The organism is Bacteroidales bacterium (assembly GCA_035647615.1).
Taxonomy (GTDB): Bacteria; Bacteroidota; Bacteroidia; order Bacteroidales; family 4484-276; genus SABY01.
Genome location: DASRND010000010.1, coordinates 66256 through 86680 on the forward strand (window position 1 = coordinate 66256; position 20425 = coordinate 86680).

The 20425-nt window shown below is 47.1% G+C and carries 20 protein-coding genes; 14 read left to right on the forward strand and 6 right to left on the reverse strand.

Features of this window, described 5'->3' with window-relative positions; genetic code table 11:
* Positions 1-131: 131 nt before the first annotated feature.
* The 5 genes from VFC92_04695 to pruA all read right to left on the reverse strand — a co-directional run bounded on the left by VFC92_04695 (position 132) and on the right by pruA (position 4030).
* Entirely contained in the window at positions 132-287 is a 156-nt protein-coding gene (locus VFC92_04695) for a lmo0937 family membrane protein (protein ID HZK07475.1), read from the reverse strand.
* Between the two features lie 12 nt (positions 288-299).
* Positions 300-485, reverse strand: a complete 186-nt coding sequence (locus VFC92_04700) for a CsbD family protein (GenBank protein ID HZK07476.1) — start codon at positions 483-485, stop codon at positions 300-302.
* A 443-nt stretch (positions 486-928) separates the two neighbouring features.
* Positions 929-1849, reverse strand: coding sequence for a mechanosensitive ion channel (locus VFC92_04705; protein HZK07477.1), 921 nt, complete (start codon positions 1847-1849; stop codon positions 929-931).
* Positions 1850-1900: 51 nt separating this feature from the next.
* Positions 1901-2101, reverse strand: coding sequence for a hypothetical protein (locus VFC92_04710; GenBank protein ID HZK07478.1), 201 nt, complete (start codon positions 2099-2101; stop codon positions 1901-1903).
* A gap of 300 nt (positions 2102-2401) precedes the next feature.
* Positions 2402-4030, reverse strand: a complete 1629-nt coding sequence (gene pruA, locus VFC92_04715; GenBank protein HZK07479.1) for an L-glutamate gamma-semialdehyde dehydrogenase — start codon at positions 4028-4030, stop codon at positions 2402-2404.
* A 375-nt stretch (positions 4031-4405) separates the two neighbouring features.
* On the opposite strand from pruA, the gene VFC92_04720 reads away from it, so the two are divergent.
* From VFC92_04720 to VFC92_04775, 12 genes are all read left to right on the forward strand, one after another.
* Positions 4406-5311: an RnfABCDGE type electron transport complex subunit B gene (locus tag VFC92_04720; protein ID HZK07480.1), complete on the forward strand. Its 906-nt coding sequence runs from the start codon at positions 4406-4408 to the stop codon at positions 5309-5311.
* A gap of 38 nt (positions 5312-5349) precedes the next feature.
* A complete protein-coding gene (rsxC, locus tag VFC92_04725) occupies positions 5350-6687 on the forward strand; it encodes an electron transport complex subunit RsxC (protein HZK07481.1) in 1338 nt (445 codons plus the stop codon).
* Positions 6688-6690: 3 nt separating this feature from the next.
* Positions 6691-7701, forward strand: a complete 1011-nt coding sequence (locus VFC92_04730; protein ID HZK07482.1) for an RnfABCDGE type electron transport complex subunit D — start codon at positions 6691-6693, stop codon at positions 7699-7701.
* A 46-nt stretch (positions 7702-7747) separates the two neighbouring features.
* Entirely contained in the window at positions 7748-8323 is a 576-nt protein-coding gene (locus tag VFC92_04735) for an RnfABCDGE type electron transport complex subunit G (protein HZK07483.1), read from the forward strand.
* 9 nt (positions 8324-8332) lie between these two features.
* The gene (locus VFC92_04740; GenBank protein ID HZK07484.1) at positions 8333-8914 is read left to right on the forward strand and encodes an electron transport complex subunit E; all 582 of its coding nucleotides are present in this window, start codon (positions 8333-8335) and stop codon (positions 8912-8914) included.
* Between the two features lie 6 nt (positions 8915-8920).
* Positions 8921-9499, forward strand: a complete 579-nt coding sequence (gene rsxA, locus VFC92_04745; GenBank protein ID HZK07485.1) for an electron transport complex subunit RsxA — start codon at positions 8921-8923, stop codon at positions 9497-9499.
* Between the two features lie 395 nt (positions 9500-9894).
* Positions 9895-10923, forward strand: a complete 1029-nt coding sequence (gene murB, locus VFC92_04750) for a UDP-N-acetylmuramate dehydrogenase (protein HZK07486.1) — start codon at positions 9895-9897, stop codon at positions 10921-10923.
* A complete protein-coding gene (locus VFC92_04755) occupies positions 10916-11233 on the forward strand; it encodes a DUF2752 domain-containing protein (GenBank protein HZK07487.1) in 318 nt (105 codons plus the stop codon). The genes murB and VFC92_04755 overlap by 8 nt, the downstream gene beginning before the upstream one ends.
* On the forward strand, positions 11230-11577 hold the full coding sequence (locus tag VFC92_04760) for a TM2 domain-containing protein (GenBank protein HZK07488.1): 348 nt from the start codon (positions 11230-11232) through the stop codon (positions 11575-11577). Before VFC92_04755 ends, VFC92_04760 begins: the two co-directional genes overlap by 4 nt.
* 154 nt (positions 11578-11731) lie before the next feature.
* A complete protein-coding gene (locus tag VFC92_04765; GenBank protein ID HZK07489.1) occupies positions 11732-14719 on the forward strand; it encodes a glycoside hydrolase family 3 N-terminal domain-containing protein in 2988 nt (995 codons plus the stop codon).
* A gap of 45 nt (positions 14720-14764) precedes the next feature.
* Positions 14765-15580, forward strand: coding sequence for a hypothetical protein (locus VFC92_04770; GenBank protein HZK07490.1), 816 nt, complete (start codon positions 14765-14767; stop codon positions 15578-15580).
* A 12-nt stretch (positions 15581-15592) separates the two neighbouring features.
* Positions 15593-16204 carry a rhomboid family intramembrane serine protease gene (locus VFC92_04775; GenBank protein HZK07491.1) on the forward strand — a complete coding sequence of 204 codons (612 nt, stop codon included), beginning with the start codon at positions 15593-15595 and terminating at the stop codon, positions 16202-16204.
* A gap of 811 nt (positions 16205-17015) precedes the next feature.
* Here the strand turns inward: VFC92_04775 and VFC92_04780 are convergent.
* The gene (locus tag VFC92_04780; protein ID HZK07492.1) at positions 17016-18737 is read right to left on the reverse strand and encodes a hypothetical protein; all 1722 of its coding nucleotides are present in this window, start codon (positions 18735-18737) and stop codon (positions 17016-17018) included.
* A gap of 87 nt (positions 18738-18824) precedes the next feature.
* Between VFC92_04780 and VFC92_04785 the strand changes: the two genes are divergently transcribed.
* Together VFC92_04785 and VFC92_04790 are read left to right on the forward strand one after the other, a co-directional pair.
* A complete protein-coding gene (locus VFC92_04785) occupies positions 18825-19472 on the forward strand; it encodes an ABC transporter ATP-binding protein (protein HZK07493.1) in 648 nt (215 codons plus the stop codon).
* Positions 19454-20230 carry an ABC transporter permease gene (locus VFC92_04790; protein HZK07494.1) on the forward strand — a complete coding sequence of 259 codons (777 nt, stop codon included), beginning with the start codon at positions 19454-19456 and terminating at the stop codon, positions 20228-20230. Before VFC92_04785 ends, VFC92_04790 begins: the two co-directional genes overlap by 19 nt.
* The last annotated feature ends 195 nt before the right edge of the window (positions 20231-20425 follow it).

Genomic DNA, 20425 nt, shown 5'->3' on the forward strand with positions numbered 1-20425 from the left:
TGAACTACACGGTTCTCAGCCTTTGCAACTGGAAAATTTCTTTTAAAACTTTTGACATTAAAACAAAAAAACGGAGCCACTTGCGTGACTCCGTTTTTTTTGGATTGTCGCCATTAGCAAACAATCGGTTGTTAATCTTTTCGACGTTTCTTGATGAAGGCTACCACAATGGCTATTACTGCCAGCACCAAAAGTACGTGGATAAAAAGCCCGATGATCTTAAATGTCAGACCTAAAATCCAGCCCAACAGCAGCATTGCAGCAACGATAAAAAGTAGCGTTTTCATAATGGAAGTATTTTACAGGCGGTTGATTTCGTCGATCAATTCCTGCTTAGCACGTCCGGTGCGTTGCTGAAGCCGACCCAGTAGTTGGTCTTCCTGTCCTTCGAGGTAAGTAAGATCATCATCGGTAAGGTCGCCATATTTTTCTTTCAGTTTGCCTTTTACCACATTCCATTTTCCTTTAATTTCCAGCTTATTCATAGTTGTAATATTTAAGTTTGTAAATAATGTGATGAAGCTGGAAAATTTTGTGCCATTTGCCTACGAAGAATTCATCCTATTGAATTACAATCATTTATAACATTATACTGGTAAATTTGGTAAATAGTGTGGCAGATACATGTGAAGTCTTCTCCACACCAGATTCCACAACTTTCTAAAACGAAAAATGAGCCTTTCGGCTCATTGTTGGTAATCTGTTATGTGGCTTATTGTTTATGAATTTCTTTCCAAAATTCTTCTATCATTTTCCGGTTGAAGGCCTTCATTTCGCCGGGTGCGTTCATTGCATATTTATCATGGTTCCTGGCTTTCACTTCTATTGCGGCACTATCTTTCCCTACAAATCTTTCATGGTTTTTATTCTTTTAGAATTAAAAAGATAAAGAGTTGTTTTCTTAATTCTTGCCCTTGTCTTGTCCGACTTAGACTGCAGCTTTAGAATGCGATCCTGCGATGTCAAGCTTCATTTCTGAAAGTTTCTCGCCGCCCCTTATACCAAAATCGAGCGTGCGGATGGGGAATGGGATCATAATATCGTTTTCGTCGAAGGCTTCTTTTATTTTTATAATGGCATTGTTGCGCACCACCAGAAAGCCCGGGTCGCCAGGATATTTTATCCAGAAGCGTATGGTAAAGTTGATGCTGCTGTCGCCAAATTCGCCGTAATCAAATCCGATGTTGTCTTTGTCAATTACACCTTCCAGATTTTTTATCGTTTCGAGTGTCACGCGCTGCACCATTTTCAGGTCGTCGCCATAGGAAACGCCAATTGACAAATCGATTCTTCTTTTACCGATTGCCGAATAGTTGGTGATGGGATGTTGCATCACATCTTTGTTGGGTATAAAAACTTCCTGCCCCTGAAAGGTCTCTATCACCGTTACACGCAGATTGGTGCGCTTGGCAGTGCCCATTACATCATTTACTTTTATCACCTGCCCAATTTCAAAGGGTCGGCGAAAAGCCAGAATAACTCCCGAAATAAAGTTGGCGGTGATATCCTGAAAAGCAAAGCCCAGCGCCAGTCCGAGAATTCCTACACCAGCAAGTATCGACGTTACAGCTTTATCAAGCTGAAGTATGCTAAGGACTATAAAAATCCCCACAATGAGTATCGACCACTTGATAATGGTGGCAAATAAACCTTCCAATGCTTTGTTTTCGGAGGTTTTTGAAAATAACTTTTTGAATATTTTGGCCGCAAATTTTGCCAAAACAATAAATATAATCAACAGTACGATGGCTACTGCCAGGTTGGGGATCATGCTTACAAAGGTTTCGAGCCACCCTTCTATTTTGTCCAGAACTGTTGCTACAGGCTTTTCTATATCCATTTTATCCATATCTGCCGATGCTTTCTATAATTTTCTTAATGATGTTTTCCAACAAGAAAATTATTTCCTGCGCACGGATGCCATAATGATTCCAACCACAGCCACAGCGCCGCTAAGGATTACGGGCGTCCAGTTGGCCGAGCTAACGGCAACGTCCAATCCAAAAACCGAAAAAGTTTCGGAGTCGTTCATGGCCTGTATTCCAAACACTAACAACCCGATTACACCCACTACAATTAGTATGATTCCTGCTACTCTCATGATGATTTTATTTTTAGTTTTTAATAAAAAAACTTGACTTGGCTAACATCATGCCACCAGGCTAAAAGACGATGAAAAGTACGGTGAAGCCTTATTGCAGTAGCTTTGAAGAAATTGCAGACAAGCTTTTTTGTTGGTAAGATAACTCCACAATTGTAGCAGATAAACCTCACTGGCAGTACTCGGGCAAAAAAAAACGCCGACACAAGGCCGGCGATTTTTAGTAGTAAAACAAAACTCAAATATTCTTGATTGAAATTTATTTGGATTTTGTTATTTGATCATTGGAACGTGATTCCATTAATCTTGCAAAAAAGGATATTTGTAACTTACAGGAGGCACGAAGCACTCCTTGATGGTACGTGGGCTTAACCAACGTAGCAGGTTAATTTTCGAACCGGCTTTGTCGTTTGTTCCTGAGCCACGGGCACCGCCAAAGGGCTGCTGATTAACCACTGCACCTGTAGGTTTATCGTTAATGTAGAAGTTGCCTGCAGCATGTTTTAAATGCTTCATTACATACTCTATCACGTAGCGGTCTTTAGAGAAGATGCTTCCGGTAAGGGCATAGATAGAGGTGTTGTCGATCTCTTTCAGAACCTGATCAAAATCCTTGGGATCATAAACATAAACAGTGAGAACTGGTCCAAAAAGCTCTTCTTCCATCGTAGCATAATGCGGATCGGTAGTAAGCAAAATGGTAGGCTCGATAAAAAAGCCTTTGCTCTTGTCATATTTGCCACCGTGAAGGATTTCCACTTTGTCATCCTTGCGAGCACGATCAAGCACAGCTGCGAGTTTGTCGAAGGAGGCTTCATCAATAACAGCATTCACAAAGTTGGAAAAACTCTCAACCGTACCCATTTTTATACTTTCAAGATCCCGCTTCATCTCTTTCAACACTTCATCCCACATAGTATTAGGAATATAGGCCCGTGATGCAGCCGAGCATTTCTGCCCCTGGTATTCGAAAGCGCCGCGTGTTAAGGCAGTAGCTACCTGCACCGGGTTAGCCGACTCATGTGCCAATACAAAGTTCTTTCCTCCCGTTTCACCAACAATGCGCGGATAGGCTCTAAATTTGGAAATGTTGGTTCCGATTTCTTTCCAGATACTTTGGAATACTGCAGTACTTCCGGTATAATGAATTCCGGCAAAAGCAGGATGCGAAAAAATAATCTTTCCAGCCACTGGTCCACGAACAAAGATCAGGTTGATAACACCATCGGGCAAGCCAGCTTCCATAAATATCTCCATGATGATACGTGCTGCGTAGATCTGTGTGTCGGATGCTTTCCACACCACCGTATTGCCCATCATTGCAGGAGCCGAAGGCAGGTTACCAGCGATAGCCGTAAAGTTGAAGGGAGTAAGTGCAAAAACAAATCCTTCGAGAGGGCGCTGCTCCAGGCGGTTCCACACCAGGTCGCCGCTATCGGGCTGTTCGCTGTAAATCTCGGTCATATATTGTACGTTGAACCGAAGGAAGTCGGCAAACTCACAAGATGCGTCAATCTCGGCCTGATGCGCCGACTTGCTCTGTCCCAGCATAGTAGCTGCATTGAGACGTGCACGGTACGGGCCTGAAATCAAGCCGGCAGCTTTTAGAAATATGGAGGCGCGCTGTTCCCACGGCATTTCCGCCCATTTCTCGCCTGCACGCAGCGCGGCATCGATAGCCATCTGTACATGCTTTTCATCGCCACGATGAAAATGACCCAGTAAATGTGCGCGTTCGTGCGGTGGACGAAGCTCCTGGAGATTTCCGGTGCGAACTTCCTTACCGTCAATAATCATTGGAACATCCACCACTTCTGATTTGGCAGCTTTCAAAGCTTCTACCAATTTAATACGCTCATCTGAGCCTGGCTTGTACGAAAGTACCGGCTCATTCTTGGCCGGCGGAACGAAAAACATACTTTTTTGCATAAATTCCTTTTTAAGTTGTTAATAATAATTTTTTAAGCTGATATGTTCAATTTTTCGATAGGTCGTCGAAAGCATATCGCTTGCAAAGCTAAGCTCAATTAACACAACAAATCATCAAATGGCCCTTCTGTTAGTTTTAGTTAGCCATCACTAAACCAAGTCACAACGTTACGGATAGTGGTCAAATGCCACGAAAGTAAGGAAGCCGGTTCGGGCTCTGGCTATTTTCAATGATTTTAAATTACACGATAATTAGCGTAAAAATTAAGTTTTGTCTTAATTTTGCCTTTCTCATCACGATTGTATTAATTGCATTATCGTCCTGAGTAAAATATTTCAGTACCCACCAAAAAGAACTGAAACGTGAACGATGTAATGATTTATGCAGTGATCACTCTGAGCGCCATCGGCGTTGCTGCAGCTGTAATACTGTATTTTGTGGCGCAAAAGTTTAAAGTAATCGAAGACCCGCGCATCGACGCGGTGGAAGAGATTGTACCGGGGGCCAACTGCGGCGGCTGTGGCTATGCCGGCTGCCGCGCTTTTGCCGAGGCGGTGGTGAATGCCGGAAATATGGATGGTTTTAACTGTCCCGTAGGCGGCAACGCAACCATGAAAGCGGTAGCGCGCATTTTGGGTCTGGAAGCCGAAGAAAAAGAGCCGCTCGTTGCTGTATTGCGCTGCAACGGCTCTTACGCACACGCTCCCAAAAAAGCCAACTACGAAGGCGCTACCACCTGTGCTTTTGCACATGGCCTCTTTTCGGGCGAAAGCGGCTGCCCCAATGGCTGTCTCGGCCTTGGCGATTGCGTGGAATCGTGTGCCTTCGACGCGCTGTACATGGATCCCGAAACCGGCCTCCCTGTAGTCATCGAAGACAACTGCGTGGCTTGTAATGCTTGTGTAAAGGCGTGCCCTCGCAATATTTTCGAGCTGCGCCCCAAAGGCAAAAAGGAACGCCGCATCTACGTAAGTTGTGTAAACCAAGAAAAAGGTGTGCATGCCCGTAAAAACTGTGAGGTAGCCTGCATCGGCTGCGGTGCCTGCGTTAAAGTGTGTCCGTTCGACGCCATCACCATGACCAACAACCTCGCTTACATCGACCCGGAGAAATGCAGGCTCTGCCGCAAATGTGCACCGGTATGTCCTACCAATGCAATCCTCGAGATAAACTTTCCACCGCGCAAAGAACGACCTGAAAAAGCCAAAGACGATGCACCCAAAGACCCCGACCCTACCCCGTTGCCACCACAGCAACCCGATATGTCGCAGGTTCATTAATTTTTTAAAAATGCACACGATCTCATAATAATAAAAACATGAGTTTGAAAACTTTCACCATGGGAGGCGTTCATCCTCCCGAACAAAAAATTTCGGCTTCTGAAGCCATCCGCACGCTGCCGCTGCCCGCCACCATTACGGTGCCTGTGTCGCAGCACCTGGGAGCTCCGGCAGCCGTGGTGGTAAAGCGTGGCGACCTGGTGAAAACAGGTCAGTTGCTGGCCAAAGCCACCGGTTTTATCTCCGCCAACATCCATTCTCCCGCCACCGGAAAAGTGGCCAAGATAGATGTGGTGCTGGATCAGTCGGGCTACAAACGCACCAGCGTGATCATCGAAACTACCGACGACGAGTGGATGGAAGATATCGACACCTCCGCCAATCTGATTCGTGAGATAACATTATCAAAAAAAGAAATCATCGACCGCATCCACACCATGGGCGTGGTTGGTCTGGGCGGCGCCACCTTCCCTGTGTATGTGAAGATGATGGTTCCCGAAGGCAAAAAAGCGGAATTGCTAATCATCAATGGCGTGGAGTGCGAGCCTTATCTTACCGCCGACCACCGCCTGATGCTTGAACGCAGCGACGAGCTTATGGTTGGCATCACCATTCTGATGCGCGCACTGGATGTTGATAAAGCTGTAATCGGCATCGAAAACAACAAACCCGACGCTATTCAAAAGCTGAGTGTACTTTGTCAGAAATATCCCGGCATCAGCGTGCAGGCGCTGAAAGTAAAATATCCGCAGGGTGGTGAGAAACAACTCATCAAAGCTGTAACAGGCCGTGAAGTACCTTCTGGCAAACTACCAATAGAAGTAGGTTGTGTGGTAGATAATGTGGGAACTGCCGTGGCTGTTTACGAAGCCGTTCAAAAAAACAAGCCGCTGATCGAGCGTGTGGTGACCATTTCCGGCAAGGCTGCAAAACGTCCGGGCAATTATTTGGCACGCGTGGGCACGCCCATCAGCACACTGATAGAAGCTGCCGGCGGCACGCCCGAAAATCTTGGAAAAGTTGTAGGCGGCGGCCCCATGATGGGCAAAGCACTGATGACTGTAGAAGCTCCTGTGGTAAAAGGTTCGTCGGGCGTGCTGCTGATGACCAATGAGGAAGCTCACCGGGTACCAATTCGTAATTGCATACGCTGTGCCCGCTGCACCACTGTTTGCCCGATGGGCTTGGAGCCCTACCTGCTGGCACAACTTGTAATGCACGAAAAATGGGACAAAGCCGAAAGCAACCGCATAATGGATTGCATCGAATGCGGCTCATGCCATTACACCTGCCCGTCAGGACGCCCGCTGCTCGACTACATCAGGCTGGGAAAAACCAAAGTAGGAACCATTATCAGAACGAGAGGAAAAAAATAAGCTATGAAATCTTTACTCACCATTTCGGGATCACCGCACGTACATACCGATGAGTCGGTTCGCAAGATCATGTTCACGGTGCTTTATGCAATGATTCCGGCCATGCTTGTGTCGCTTTACTTCTTTGGTCTCGATGCTGTGCGGTTGCTGCTACTTTCGGTGGCGGCATGCGTAGCCATCGAATATCTGATCCAGAAATATCTGATCAAAGGCGACCTGACCATTAACGACGGTTCGGCTATCGTCACGGGGGTGTTGCTGGCTTTCAACGTGCCCGCCAACCTACCGTGGTGGATCATCATCATCGGTGCCATCGTAGCCATTGGCATTGCCAAAATGGCTTTTGGCGGAATTGGCAAGAACCCCTTCAATCCTGCACTGGTAGCGCGTGTCTTTCTGTTGATGTCGTTTCCTGTGCAAATGACTACCTGGCCCGTTCCACAACCCAACTTCCCGCTGACCGACGTCATTACCGGCGCCACGCCATTGGGAATGCTCAAAGAATTGAAGTATTCGATGACGGCACCGGAAGCGCTGCAGCAAATTATGGGCGACACCCCTGATTACATCAACTACCTCATCGGCTTTCAGGGAGGTTCGCTGGGCGAAATATCGGCCATAGCGCTGCTGCTGGGCGCCGTTTTCATGCTTTTCCGCAAGGTCATCACCTGGCACATACCCGTTTCCTACCTGGTTACGGCCATGGGCTTTGCCGCCATCATGTGGTGGATTGATCCTTCACAATATGTCAATCCACTATTCCATCTGTTGACGGGGGGCTTAATGCTGGGCATTTTCTTTATGGCCACCGATATGGTAAGTTCGCCCATGTCGGCACGCGGGCAAATCGTTTATGGTGTGGGCTGCGGCGTCATTACAATGGTAATCCGTTTCTGGGGCAGTTACCCCGAAGGTGTTTCTTTTGCCATTCTTATCATGAATGCATTTGCACCTTTGATCAACAATGTCTTTAAGCCGGTACGCTTCGGTAAAGTGGTAGCTGTGAAAAGTTAAGTCTTAAAAAATATTTTATTAATAAAGAAAAAATACTGCGATCATCATGGCAAAAAAAGAATCGACATTTACAAACATGTTTCTGACGTTGCTCATCATAACAGTGTTTTCGTCGCTGGCGGCCAGCGGTGTTTACACCCTCACCAAGGAACCTATTGCTGAGGTGGCGCGCATGAAGCAACAGAAAGCCATCGAGCAGGTGATGCCGCCCTTTGAGAGCTACATCACCCGGGAGGTGATGCCTGCCAGCGGAGAAGATTCGATTGTTCTTTTCACAGGTACTGCCGGCAAAGATACCATAGGCATAGCTGTGAACACCTATAGTTACAACGGTTACGGTGGAATCATCAAACTGATGGTGGGATTTATACCCGACGGAACCATCCATAACATTGTGGTGCTTGAGCAAAAAGAAACGCCCGGACTGGGAACCAAGATGACCACGGATTGGAAAGATCAGTTTATTGGTAAAAATCTCAAGGATTTTAACTGTACTGTTAAGAAAGACGGCGGCCAGGTGGATGCCATCACGGCTGCTACTGTTTCTTCGCGTGCATTCTGCGACGCTGTCAACCGGGCTTATCAAACCTATCAATCGACCAACACGCCACAAAATCAATAAGGAGGAAGTATGAACCAATGGCAAAATTTTTCTAAAGGATTTTTTAAAGAAAGCCCTGTTTTCGTCATGCTGCTGGGGATGTGCCCCACGCTGGCGGTTACTAATTCAGCTATCAACGGGATGGGCATGGGGCTGGCCACCACCTTTGTGCTGGTGATGTCGAACCTGTCGATTTCGCTCATCAAAGACCTGATTCCCGGCAAAGTGCGCATCCCGGCTTTTATCGTTGTCATCGCATCGTTTGTTACGGTGGTGGATTTGGTGATGGCGGGTTATGCGCCGGCATTGCACGAACAACTCGGCATTTTTATTCCGCTTATCGTGGTCAACTGCATCGTGCTGGGCCGTGCCGAAGCCTTTGCCAGCAAAAACACAGTGCTTAGTTCCATCATCGACGGAGCAGGCATGGGTCTGGGCTTTGCCATGGCACTGACGCTTTTGGGCGCTGTTCGCGAACTGCTGGGCAACCTCTCCCTGTTTGGTCACAAATTTATCCAAGCCGACGGCATCCTCGTTTTCATTCTGGCGCCCGGAGCATTTATCGCGCTGGGATTTATGATCGCATTAATCAACCGTATCAAAAAAGTATAAACAGACATGGAATACATTCTCATAATCATCGGAACGGTATTGGTTAGCAACATTGTGCTGGCCAACTTCCTGGGCATTTGTCCTTTTCTGGGCGTCTCGAGCAAAATATCAACGGCAGCAGGCATGGGCGGCGCGGTGCTTTTTGTGATTACCATCGCCACCATCGTCACCTGGCTCATCCAACATTACATCCTCAACCCATTTGGTCTTGAGTTTCTTCAAACCATTGCATTTATCCTGGTGATTGCTGCTTTGGTGCAGGCTGTCGAGATCATCCTGAAAAAGGTAAGTCCGCCACTTTATCAGGCGCTGGGCGTGTTTCTGCCCCTCATCACCACCAACTGCGCCGTGCTGGGTGTGGCTTTGCTGGTGATACAGCGCGACTACAATCTGATTTCAGGAACAGTATATGCCATGGGCAACTCGCTGGGTTTTCTGCTTGCACTGGTAATCTTTGCAGGCATCCGCGAACACCTCGAACTTATGGATGTTCCCAAAGGAATGCGTGGAATGCCTATCGCGCTGGTAACAGCCGGCATCCTGGCACTGGCCTTCAGCGGATTTGCCAATTTGGTGACGTTTTAAATAGAATCGCTGCTCCTGCAAACGATTATAAACTAATCGTTTTGATTGGTATTGCAAGAATAAATGTGGATAATGTTTGGACGAGGTTGCTGTGGCTGCGGTGGCAGAGCTTGTCGAAGCCAGCTTGTCGAAGTCCTCGTCCACCTTATTTTACAGGCTGTGCCTGTTTAAATCATTTCAAATCAAAAACAGCAGGCCAAGCCTGCAAGAATAGATGTGGCTTAGGCTCAGCCTAAGCCGAACATTAGACAATCACCGATTGTAATTATCTGAACTGGTTTTTCAGTCTGATAAGTTTCTCTTTTTTGCACCTTCAACAATTACAAAGCGCATTTTTTATACTTTCGCCAGAAGTGCCACACCACCTACCCTTAAAATGAAAAGGCGTTATTAATATGGAAATTTTAAAAAATCATTCGTTAAAGCGATTCAACACCTTTGGCATCGAAGCAAATGCGCGCCTTTATGCAGAACTGAAAGAGCCTGGCGATCTACAGGAACTGCAGAAACACAAAGAATTCTCCCGGCACAAAACGCTGATTTTGGGTGGCGGCAGCAACATTCTTTTCACGGATGACTTTCCGGGGCTGGTGATTCACATCAATACGCAGGGCATTCGCATTGTTGGCGAAGGCTCCGATAGTATTTTGATAGAAGCCCAATCCGGAGTATTGTGGCACGAGTTGGTTTTGCATACCATCGACATGGGATTGGGCGGACTGGAAAATCTGTCGCTGATTCCGGGAAATGTGGGCGCTGCTCCTATCCAAAACATTGGCGCATACGGCGTGGAGCAAAAAGATTGCTTTGAATCGCTCACCGCCGCAAATCTTGCAACTGGTGAGATTAAGAAATTTGATAATAAGGAATGCCGGTTTGGCTATCGCGACAGCATTTTTAAAAATGAATTAAAAAATCAATTTTTGATACTGTCGGTAACGTATCGCCTAAAACGGAATCCAGTTTTCAATCTCGGCTACGGCGCTATCGCTTCGGAGCTGAAGCGGATGCAGGTAAAGGAAATAAACGCACACGATGTAAGCGAAGCGATATGTAGCATACGGCGCAGAAAGCTGCCGGATCCGGCTTTGATTAGCAATGCCGGCAGCTTCTTCAAAAATCCTGTAGTATCGGCAGCACATTATTTACGCTTACGCAAAAAATACCCCGAAATAGTGGCTTTTGATGCCGGTGAAGGCAACTACAAACTGGCCGCCGGCTGGCTCATTGAGAAGCTGGGATATAAAGGTTCGCGCATTGGCGACGCCGGCGTTTGTGCCACACAGGCGCTGGTGTTGGTAAATTACGGCACTGCCACCGGAAAAGAAATTTTGGCTCTGGCACAAAAAATCATGGATTCCGTGAATAAGGCATTCGATGTAAGATTGCAGCCTGAGGTAAATATTATTGGCAACGATGATTAAAAAGATAAAAATAGGATTTTTGTGGATGTATTACCATCTCGAGCTAATCCTTTGGCTGTTGATTTTGCTGGTACTGCTGCTGCCAATGCCCATTGATACGCATTTCACCCTGTGCCCGTTCCGCAATCTGGGCTGGCACTACTGCCCAGGCTGCGGCCTTGGACGCTCGTGCCACCTGGCGCTGCAAGGCAACCTCGGCGCCTCGCTGGCCATGCATCCGCTTGGAGTTTTTGCACTGATTGTTATTATTTTTAGAATATTTTCGTTAATCAAATTTTCAATTTATCAATCCAAAACTCAATCATTATGAACAATGCACTAAGGTATGTTCCCGAAGCAGTTGGGAACGAATTATTTTTTCTTAAGCAACTCATGGCAAATTTTTCCGACGAGCAGGCCGAAGATTTTTCACGCGTCTATCGCGCACGCCGCATGAACCCTAACCATATTTTATTCGCAACGTTTGCGGGATTTGTTGTAGTGGCAGGGATACAACGTTTTATGACCCGAAATGTCGGATTGGGGATTCTTTATCTGCTTACCGCCGGCCTTTGCTTTATCGGTACCATTGTAGACCTGGTTAATTATCAAAACATTACTTTCGAATACAACCGGCAAATAGCCGATGAGGTAATGATGATGATGCGGCGATAGCAATAAATTATTTCACCTGAAGCCGGCGTTAATGACTCTCCATTGACGCCGGTTTCTTATTTTTGCAGCTTTTCAAATAAATAAGAAAATTAGCGGTTTTCAACATCACAGGATCAAAAAAATAACCATGATAAGGGCAACAGCAAAACCAATAATGGCAGCAATCCTGCTATTTTTTTTATCATTAACAAATCTCAGCGCACAAACCGCCGGCACCTCCGGCGACCGTTTCGACCTTCGCCAGCACGAGGGCAACGCCTGGGTTGATTCGGTTTTTAATTCGCTTTCGCTAAAAGAGCGCATTGCCCAATCGATGGTGATCCGCACCTACTCCAACCGCGACCGCGCTTTTTACGACAGCATCAGCCGCATCATCCTAAAATACAACATAGGTGGGCTTTGCTTTTTTCAGGGTGATGCGCAGCAACAGGCACAGCTCACCAAATATTGGCAGGTGCTGAGCGAAACGCCGCTCCTCATCACCATCGACGCAGAATGGGGTCTGGGCATGCGCCTGAAAAATGCGTGGTCGTTCCCCAAACAAATGACCCTGGGCGCCATCGCCGACAATGAGCTGATTTATCGGATGGCCTACAAAATTGGCAAACATTGCCAAAGCATTGGCACGCAAATGAACTTTGCGCCCGTTGTCGACATCAACAGCAACCCGGCAAACCCGGTCATCAACTTCCGCTCTTTTGGCGAAAACCCGCATCAGGTAGCTGTCAAAGGCGCTGCCTATATCCGCGGCTTGCAGGACGCAGGCGTAATGGCTTGCGCTAAACATTTTCCGGGCCACGGCGACACCGACAGCGACTCGCACTACACCCTGCCGCTGCTCAACCACAGCCGCCAGGTTATCGACAGCATCGACCTGGTGCCTTTCCGCGAAGCGATGGCGGCGCATGTGAGCGGCCTCATGACGGCGCATTTGTTTATCCCCGCCCTCGACGCCCGCAAAGACATGGCTACTTCGATTTCCGACAAAGCCATCGACAGCCTGATGAAACAAGTGATGGGTTTTGAAGGACTGGCAGTGACCGATGCCCTGGATATGAAAGGCGTTACGGCTGCGCATCAAATTGGCGAAATAGAAAAAATGGCTTATCTGGCCGGCAACGACATCCTGCTGCTGCCCCTCGCCATTGACGCAGCCATCAAAAAGATCATCAAAGCCATCGACCAGGGCGAGATCAGCCGCGAAGAAGTGGATGCACGCTGCCGAAAAATACTGACCTATAAATACATCACCGGCCTCAATACGTTTAATTACGACGATATCAACATCGACGAAATCCCCGCTATCGTTAATGATGCAGAAAGCGAACTCATCACGCGGCACATCTACGAGCAGGCAGTTACGGTTGTAAAAAACCAAACCGACCTGCTACCATTGCAGCGCCCCGACACTTTGCGCATTGCTTCGGTAGCCATCGGTAGTTCAGCGGTGAGTGCTTTTCAGAAAACATTGGAGCTTTTTGCCCCGGTCACTCATTTTCAGGCGGGCGATGCTCCAGCCGTTGCCGAGATAAATTCATTGCGCAAGCAACTCGAAAAATTTAACCTTATCATTGTTAGCCTGGAAAGCCCACGCCTGCTACCGAGCAAAAATTACAGCGTAACTCAGTCGGCGTTGCAGCTCATTGCAGAAATAAAATCTTTGCCCTCCCGTACCGTGCTCGACATTTTTGGCAACGCTTATTTACTAAAGAGTTTTACTGAAAACAGGGGGCTTGACGCAATTGTGATGTCGTACGAAAACAATGATCTGGTGAAAGAGGTTTCGGCGCAAATGCTGTTTGGCGCAACCGGAGCTTCCGGCTCACTTCCTGTTACCGTAACCAAAACTTTTCCGGCAGGCACCGGGTTCATCACCCGGCCTTTGGAGTGCCTGCGCTATTCTATTCCCGAAGAGGTTGGAATCGACCATCGTGCGCTCGACACCCTCGACCGGCTGATCGAAAAAGCCATCCGTGAGAAAGCTTTTCCCGGAGCACAAATGTTGCTGGCCAAGGATGGGGTCGTTTTTTATAATAAATCCTTCGGCAACCATACCTACGACAAAAAACAGCCGGTACAAACCGATGATCTTTACGATCTGGCGTCACTCACCAAAATACTGGCTACCACTCCGGGTATCATGAAGCTGCACGACGAAGGCTCTTTCGACATCGATCAGCCGCTGTCAGTGTATCTTCCCTATTTGCAAAAAAGCAACAAGTCGGGGATCATTACCCGCGACATTATGACACATCAGGCCAGGCTGCAAAGCTGGGTTCCTTTTTATGTTAAAACAATCAAGGATTTCCAACCCGACAAAATGCTCTACCGCAGCAAGCCGGAAAAAAACTTTTCTACACAGGTAGCCGAAAAGCTTTTCATCATGAATGCTTATCGCGACAGCATCTATGACACCATTGCGACATCGAAACTTTTAAAGAAAAAAGAGTACAAATACAGCGATTTGGGATTTATCCTTTTGTGTGATGCCATCCAAAGAATAACTGCAATACCGATGGATTTGTGGATACAAAATGAATTTTACAAACCTATGGGCATGACAACGCTGGGCTATTTGCCGCTGCAGAATTTCAGTTTACAACGGATCATTCCTACCGAAAACGACACGGTTTTTCGTAAGCAACTGGTGCATGGATACGTGCACGATCCCGGAGCAGCCATGCTGGGCGGTGTATCAGGTCACGCCGGCTTGTTTGCCAATGCCAACGATGTGGCCAAGATGATGCAGATGTATCTGCAGGAAGGGTTTTATGGCGGTCATCAATATCTGAAATCTGAGACGATAGAAGAGTTTACAAGGCAGCAGTTCCCGCTCGACGACAACCGCCGTGGCCTCGGTTTCGATAAGCCGTTGCCCATTTACGATCGCAAAGGGCCAACATGCAAAGGTGCATCAGCCGATAGCTACGGACATTCCGGCTTTACCGGCACTTACGCCTGGGCCGATCCCGACAACCAGCTGGTGTACATCTTTCTGTCGAACAGGGTGTGTCCCGACGCCGGAAACAATGGACTTATCAAATCCAATCTGCGCACAGTACTTCATCAACTCGTGTATGACATCATCAAAGCATCCACCCCTGCAACAACTCCCGCATCATTGATGTTAAACAAAGATTAATAATTAAAACATGAATCATTTTCTATTTACAAACGAATCGTACCAATGAATTACCGCACTCAATCGATACTACTCTGGATAGCCGCTTTCCTGCTAATGGCCGCGGCTGCCATGTATCAGCGGACTACCGGCCCCACCTACCCGGCCCGCGGAACCGTAAGTATCGGCATGGAGGAAATAACCTACAAACTCATCCGCACCTGGGAAGGCAGCACCGATGCCGAAGTAACGGTAGAAGTGCCCAACCAGAATATCGAAGGAAAATATCGCCTTAAGCGCTACAAAAGCCACGACGAATGGAGCTGGCAGCCCATGAGCCGCGAAGGCGACCTACTGGTGGCGCGCCTGCCCGGACAGCCTCCCGCCGGCAAGGTGATGTACGAAATCTATCTTGGAACCAATGATCAGTTTATCAATGTCACTCCGGAACCACTGATACTCCGCTACAAAGGGCACGTTCCGCTTTCGATACTTATCCCGCATATCATTATCATCTTTCTGGCCATGATGTTCTCGCTGCGAACGGGTTTTGAAGCACTCATCAAAGGAAAGAATCTGGTTAAATATGCGTTGTGGACGGTGATACTGCTTACCGTCGGCGGACTCATTTTTGGACCGCTGGTGCAGAAACACGCTTTTGACGTCTACTGGGCAGGCTGGCCTTTCGGGCAGGACCTTACCGACAACAAAACGCTGGCTGCTTGGATTGTTTGGGTAGCGGCATATTTTCAGGTACGCAACAATCCCAAACGCCGTGGCTGGGTAATAGCCGCTTCCGTGATGCTGCTGGCAGTATATCTGATTCCACACAGTACGTTTGGCTCTGAAATAGATTTTACGCAGGAAACCCTAAACCAGTAATCGGGCAGCACTATGATCATCATTATCATCGCAGTTACGGCCATTGTTTCTTTTATGGCTTTTAGCAATGGACAGTTGTTTGATAAATTGCGTTTCAACGCCTACTACATCAAGCATCACCGGCAGTGGTACCGGTTTTTGTCGCACGCTTTGCTGCATGCCGACCTGATGCATCTGGCCATCAATATGCTGGTGCTTTGGTCGTTTGCCGGCGTGGTGATGGTGTTTTTCAATCACGACTTCGGACAAATGGCGGTGCCGGTTTTTTTGGGACTTTACATTGGTGGTATTATCTTCTCGTCGGTTTATGATTACTTCAAACATTCAGAAGATATTTATTACTCCGCGGTGGGCGCTTCGGGAGCTGTTTCGGCGGTAGTTTTTTCGAGCATCATCCTTTATCCCAGCGGCAAAATTTCCCTGTTGTTCATCCCAATTGGCATCCCGTCATGGATTTTTGGAATTCTTTACCTGGCTTATTCGGTCTATATGGGCAAACGCGGTCGCGACAACATCGGGCACAACGCACACTTCTGGGGCGCAATCTTTGGCATCGCCTACACCATCGTCATCAATCCGGATTATGTGGCTGCATTTTTCAGTCAGCTGGGAATTGGATTTTAGTGGGGATTATTAATCTAATAGAGGGAAATCGGCAAGTTGTTGTAGTTTGACGTTTCTATGTCCTCCATCGTCGGACGATAGACAGTTACCGTTTGTCCTTCGACTTTCGAGCGCCCGCAGGACCTCGAAACGTCAGGAGTTAGGGTATTCCGAACTTTTTCCTGACTTCGACAATGCGTCACCCTAAATTATTTTTCAAAATTTTTTGTTTTGTTTCCACCTTACAGTCGCCTATATTAGACAGCTGCCCCAGGTTGCATCCCCATTTCTGTATCTCCGGTAGCGATTAGACGCGAGTCACGAATATTAGATTTCGAGGATAAGAAAGCTCCGTAGGAGCGGTATTTTGGTAGATTGAAGCAACAAATGAAAACACAAAGCTCCGTAGGAGCGATATTATAATAATAATAGAACTAAAGATATTTTCCATTCGATTGGATTTACAACCTTCTCTGAATGCAATATAATAATCCTTAAAGGTTACTTTGGTGTCGCCTCTACGAGGCTTTTGATCTACGGCTATCCATTTTCTACCAAAATGTCGCCTCTACGAGGCTCTTATCCCAAACCCGGACTTCGGCAATGTGCAACACGAATAATTTTTCGTTACTTTTTGTTTTCCCCCAATAATTGATGCCTTTTCTGCTTGCGTCACCCAATTCGGTGACGTGAGATTTATAACTAGTTGCGATTTAATTAATTACAAAACCTGGGGTTTATTACTGTCGAAGTCAGGAGTTACCGTTTGTCTTCGACTTTCGAGCGTCCATAGTACCTCGAAACGTCAGGAGTTAGGGTATTCCAAACTTTTTTAATTTGCTCTCCGGGCTCTCCGTTGCTCGCGCCGCTCCTGCCGCCTAGTCATTTTATCTTCATTTTGATTGCCCGGCAAAACATTGTCCTTTAGTCCACTCATAACTGTTTTAACCAAATAATCAAAAATTGCTTTCTCCTTATTCCGCTCGAAATACATCTTAGCCGTGTCGACAGGATTTTGGTTGCTATTGTTGATCACCACATTGGCCAAAAAGCTCAGTATTTTATTCTTATCCTGCGATTCATCTGATTTATCTTTAAGGAACGCCAATTTAAGATTTGCATAGTTGAGCACCATAAACCCGGTAGCCGACTCGCTTCCTGCATCAGCATGAAGCCACAACGAGTTGATGGTGCCCTCCTCTACTTTCACGCCTTCCGTAGGTACGATCATCTGGTTGAAACCGGCTAACTGCATCGGCCCCATCGTGGCAGTAAAACTAAAATCGCCGCTTTGGAGATTTGCAGGAAACAGAATTTCTACAGTCATTTTACCATCTCCGAAAAACACAGCTTGCACATCCCACACCATGGCCCCGCGGCGACGGATGACCGACGGAATATTGGTAAGATTGTAAACAGTTCCATAGAAGCGGGTGATGGGCACCTCGCCAGGTACATCGGCGTAAGGATTGAGCTGCTGATAAAGGATATCCGCGTTTTTAACCTCCACCTTTTCGACATCCACCGATATGGGCAACGCGGCCAGCATCTGCTGCGGCTGCAATGGGCGCTGGCTATGATCGAAAGGAACATTTTTATCGCGGTAAGCATTCAGTCCGGCCTCATAAATCACAATTTTCCGGATGTGAAGCGTATCGGTGGCAACGAATCGGGCAAGATCGAAATCGTAAATATCCAGCTTGGGCACAGTCAATTCTATCCGATCGATTTGTTTGCCAACTTTCCATCCAAACTCTCTTTTGTCGTATTGTGGATTTAGCTTTAGCTCCTTAATAGTGATGAGCGTATCTGCACCCAGGATATCGACGTTTTGCATTGTTATGCTATAAAATCCGTTGGGCAATTGGTAACTGATCTCACCGAGATGTATTTCTGTCCGCGCAAAGGCATCACCAGCAAGAGTTTCGATGGCCTTATCGAAAGGGATATCAATTTTACGGATGTTGATATCAATATCGGCTACAGCCACTGATTCGAGATTTTCGGGTCGCAGCATCCTGCTAAAGCTTCCGTCGGTGAGGATGAACCGCCGAATGGAAATGCCTTTTATTTTTTGTTTTGAAGAAGAAGTGTCAGCACGATGCCCATTTTGTAACTCTTTGGCCGCCTCCTTTTCAGCATCGGTATGGTGCTCGATCATCACTATTTGTGGCTCGCTGATGCGGATGGTGCCCAGATGAATTTTATCTAGATTGAATGATAAATTCCTGGCCAGCCCGTTCACCGAAAGTTTTTTTATGGCCGCATCGAAAACCACCGGCTGGCTGTAACGCAGCGAATCCGACCCTTCGAAAAATGAGGCATGCGGTTTTATTTGCAGATTATGAAAAACTACCGAAGCCGACCACAAATCCAAATTTATTTCGCTGTAGCTGATCTCGTACACCCTGCTGATGGACATTTGCCGGTAGTATTTTGTGATCAGCTTGTCAGCAATGGATTCGGCGTTGTAGTTGATATAAATTAAAGCTCCGGCAACGATCACAATGAAAATCGCCAGAATGATACCGAGTACTTTAAAAAACTTTCGCATAGGACTCGAGTGTTTTGATGATTTTAGGATTTTACTGCGTGCCAAAAATAAACAAAGAACGGTACCTTTGCATCAAAAATTAATGATTTGCTCATAAGATTTGAAAATATTAGCATCGGATACAATAACCATTCGCTGCTCGAAGGGCTTTCGTTTGATGTTGCTGCTGGTGATAAGCTGGTGCTGAAAGGCGGGTCAGGCTCCGGCAAAACCAGTCTGCTGAATGTGGTGACGGGCTTCGTCAGGCCCATCTCAGGAAGTATGTTGGTAAACGATGAGATCAGCAACCGTGACAACATCCGCGCCTTGCGCCGCCAGATTGCCTGGCTGCCGCAGCAAATCAATTTTTCAGATTATGATGTAAAAGAATTTCTTGCGCTTCCCTTTACTTTCGGTGTCAACAAATCGATTCGCCCCGACCGCGAAAAAATCCTGGAGCTGTTCGGATTCTTTGGGCTGAAACCCGAACTTATCAACAGCACCATGCAGGAAGTTTCGGGTGGCGAAAAACAACGCATCGCTTTGGTGAGCTGCCTTTTGCTGCAGCGCCAGATATTGCTTCTCGACGAACCCGTGTCGGCTCTCGACGAAGCCTCAAAAAAGCTGGTGATGGATTACCTTTTTAATCAAGAAGAGCTGACCATCATCTCCGCCTCCCACGACGCCGAATGGATAGCCCGTTGCGACAAAATCATCCAACTACACGAAAATTCATCATGGAAACCATCGACATAAGCTGGGGAAATCTTTTTTTGGGATACCTGATGCTGGGCATCCCGCTGTGGGCGTTTTGGTATTACCACACAGGCCTCGTGCGCGAAACCATTGTTGCGGCAGCGCGCATGACGGTGCAGCTCTTTCTGATGGGGCTTTATCTTACGATACTCTTCGACCTAAACAACGCCTGGATCAATCTGCTGTGGCTCCTCATTATGATTGGCGTAGGCGCCGGCGCCACCATCCGGCGCAGCGAGCTTCAGTGGCGGAAATTCCTGATACCGGTAACGGTCGGCTCACTGATTTCGATCGTTATTGTGGATGCCTTCTTTCTGGGAATTGTTTTGCGTCTCGACAATGTTTTCGACGCGCGTTATTTTGTTACCATCAGCGGGATGATCATGGGCAACTCGATGAAGAACAACATCGTAGCGCTCAATGTATTTTATAAAACGCTTTCGCGAAATAAGGCGGATTACAAATACTGCATCGCCAATGGCGCCACCCGTCGCGAGGCGCTACAACCTTTTATGCGACAGGCACTCAAGCTCTCCTTCAACCCGCAAATAGCCACCATGGCCGTGATGGGACTTATTGCGCTGCCCGGTACACTCACCGGACAGATAATAGGCGGCTCCAGCCCCGACACCGCCATCAAATATCAGATTCTACTCATGCTGGCCATCTTTGTCGCCTGCATGATCACCATCCTCATCACCATCAATATGGCCAACCGCAGTCTGTTTGACGAGTGGGACGACTTTGAAAAGTTTTAATAATAAAAAACCGGCTTCCATCATGATGACAGAAACCGGTTTCTTTGAAAATTCCAAATATCAATTTTCAAATTTCAAACAAGTAACAAAAAACAAAAATTCAACTTTATAGATTGAAAACCCTTCCCACACCCCCCGACCCCCTTTAGGGGATTGAGGGGTAGCGCGAGCATTTGGAAAACAAAAATCATTATC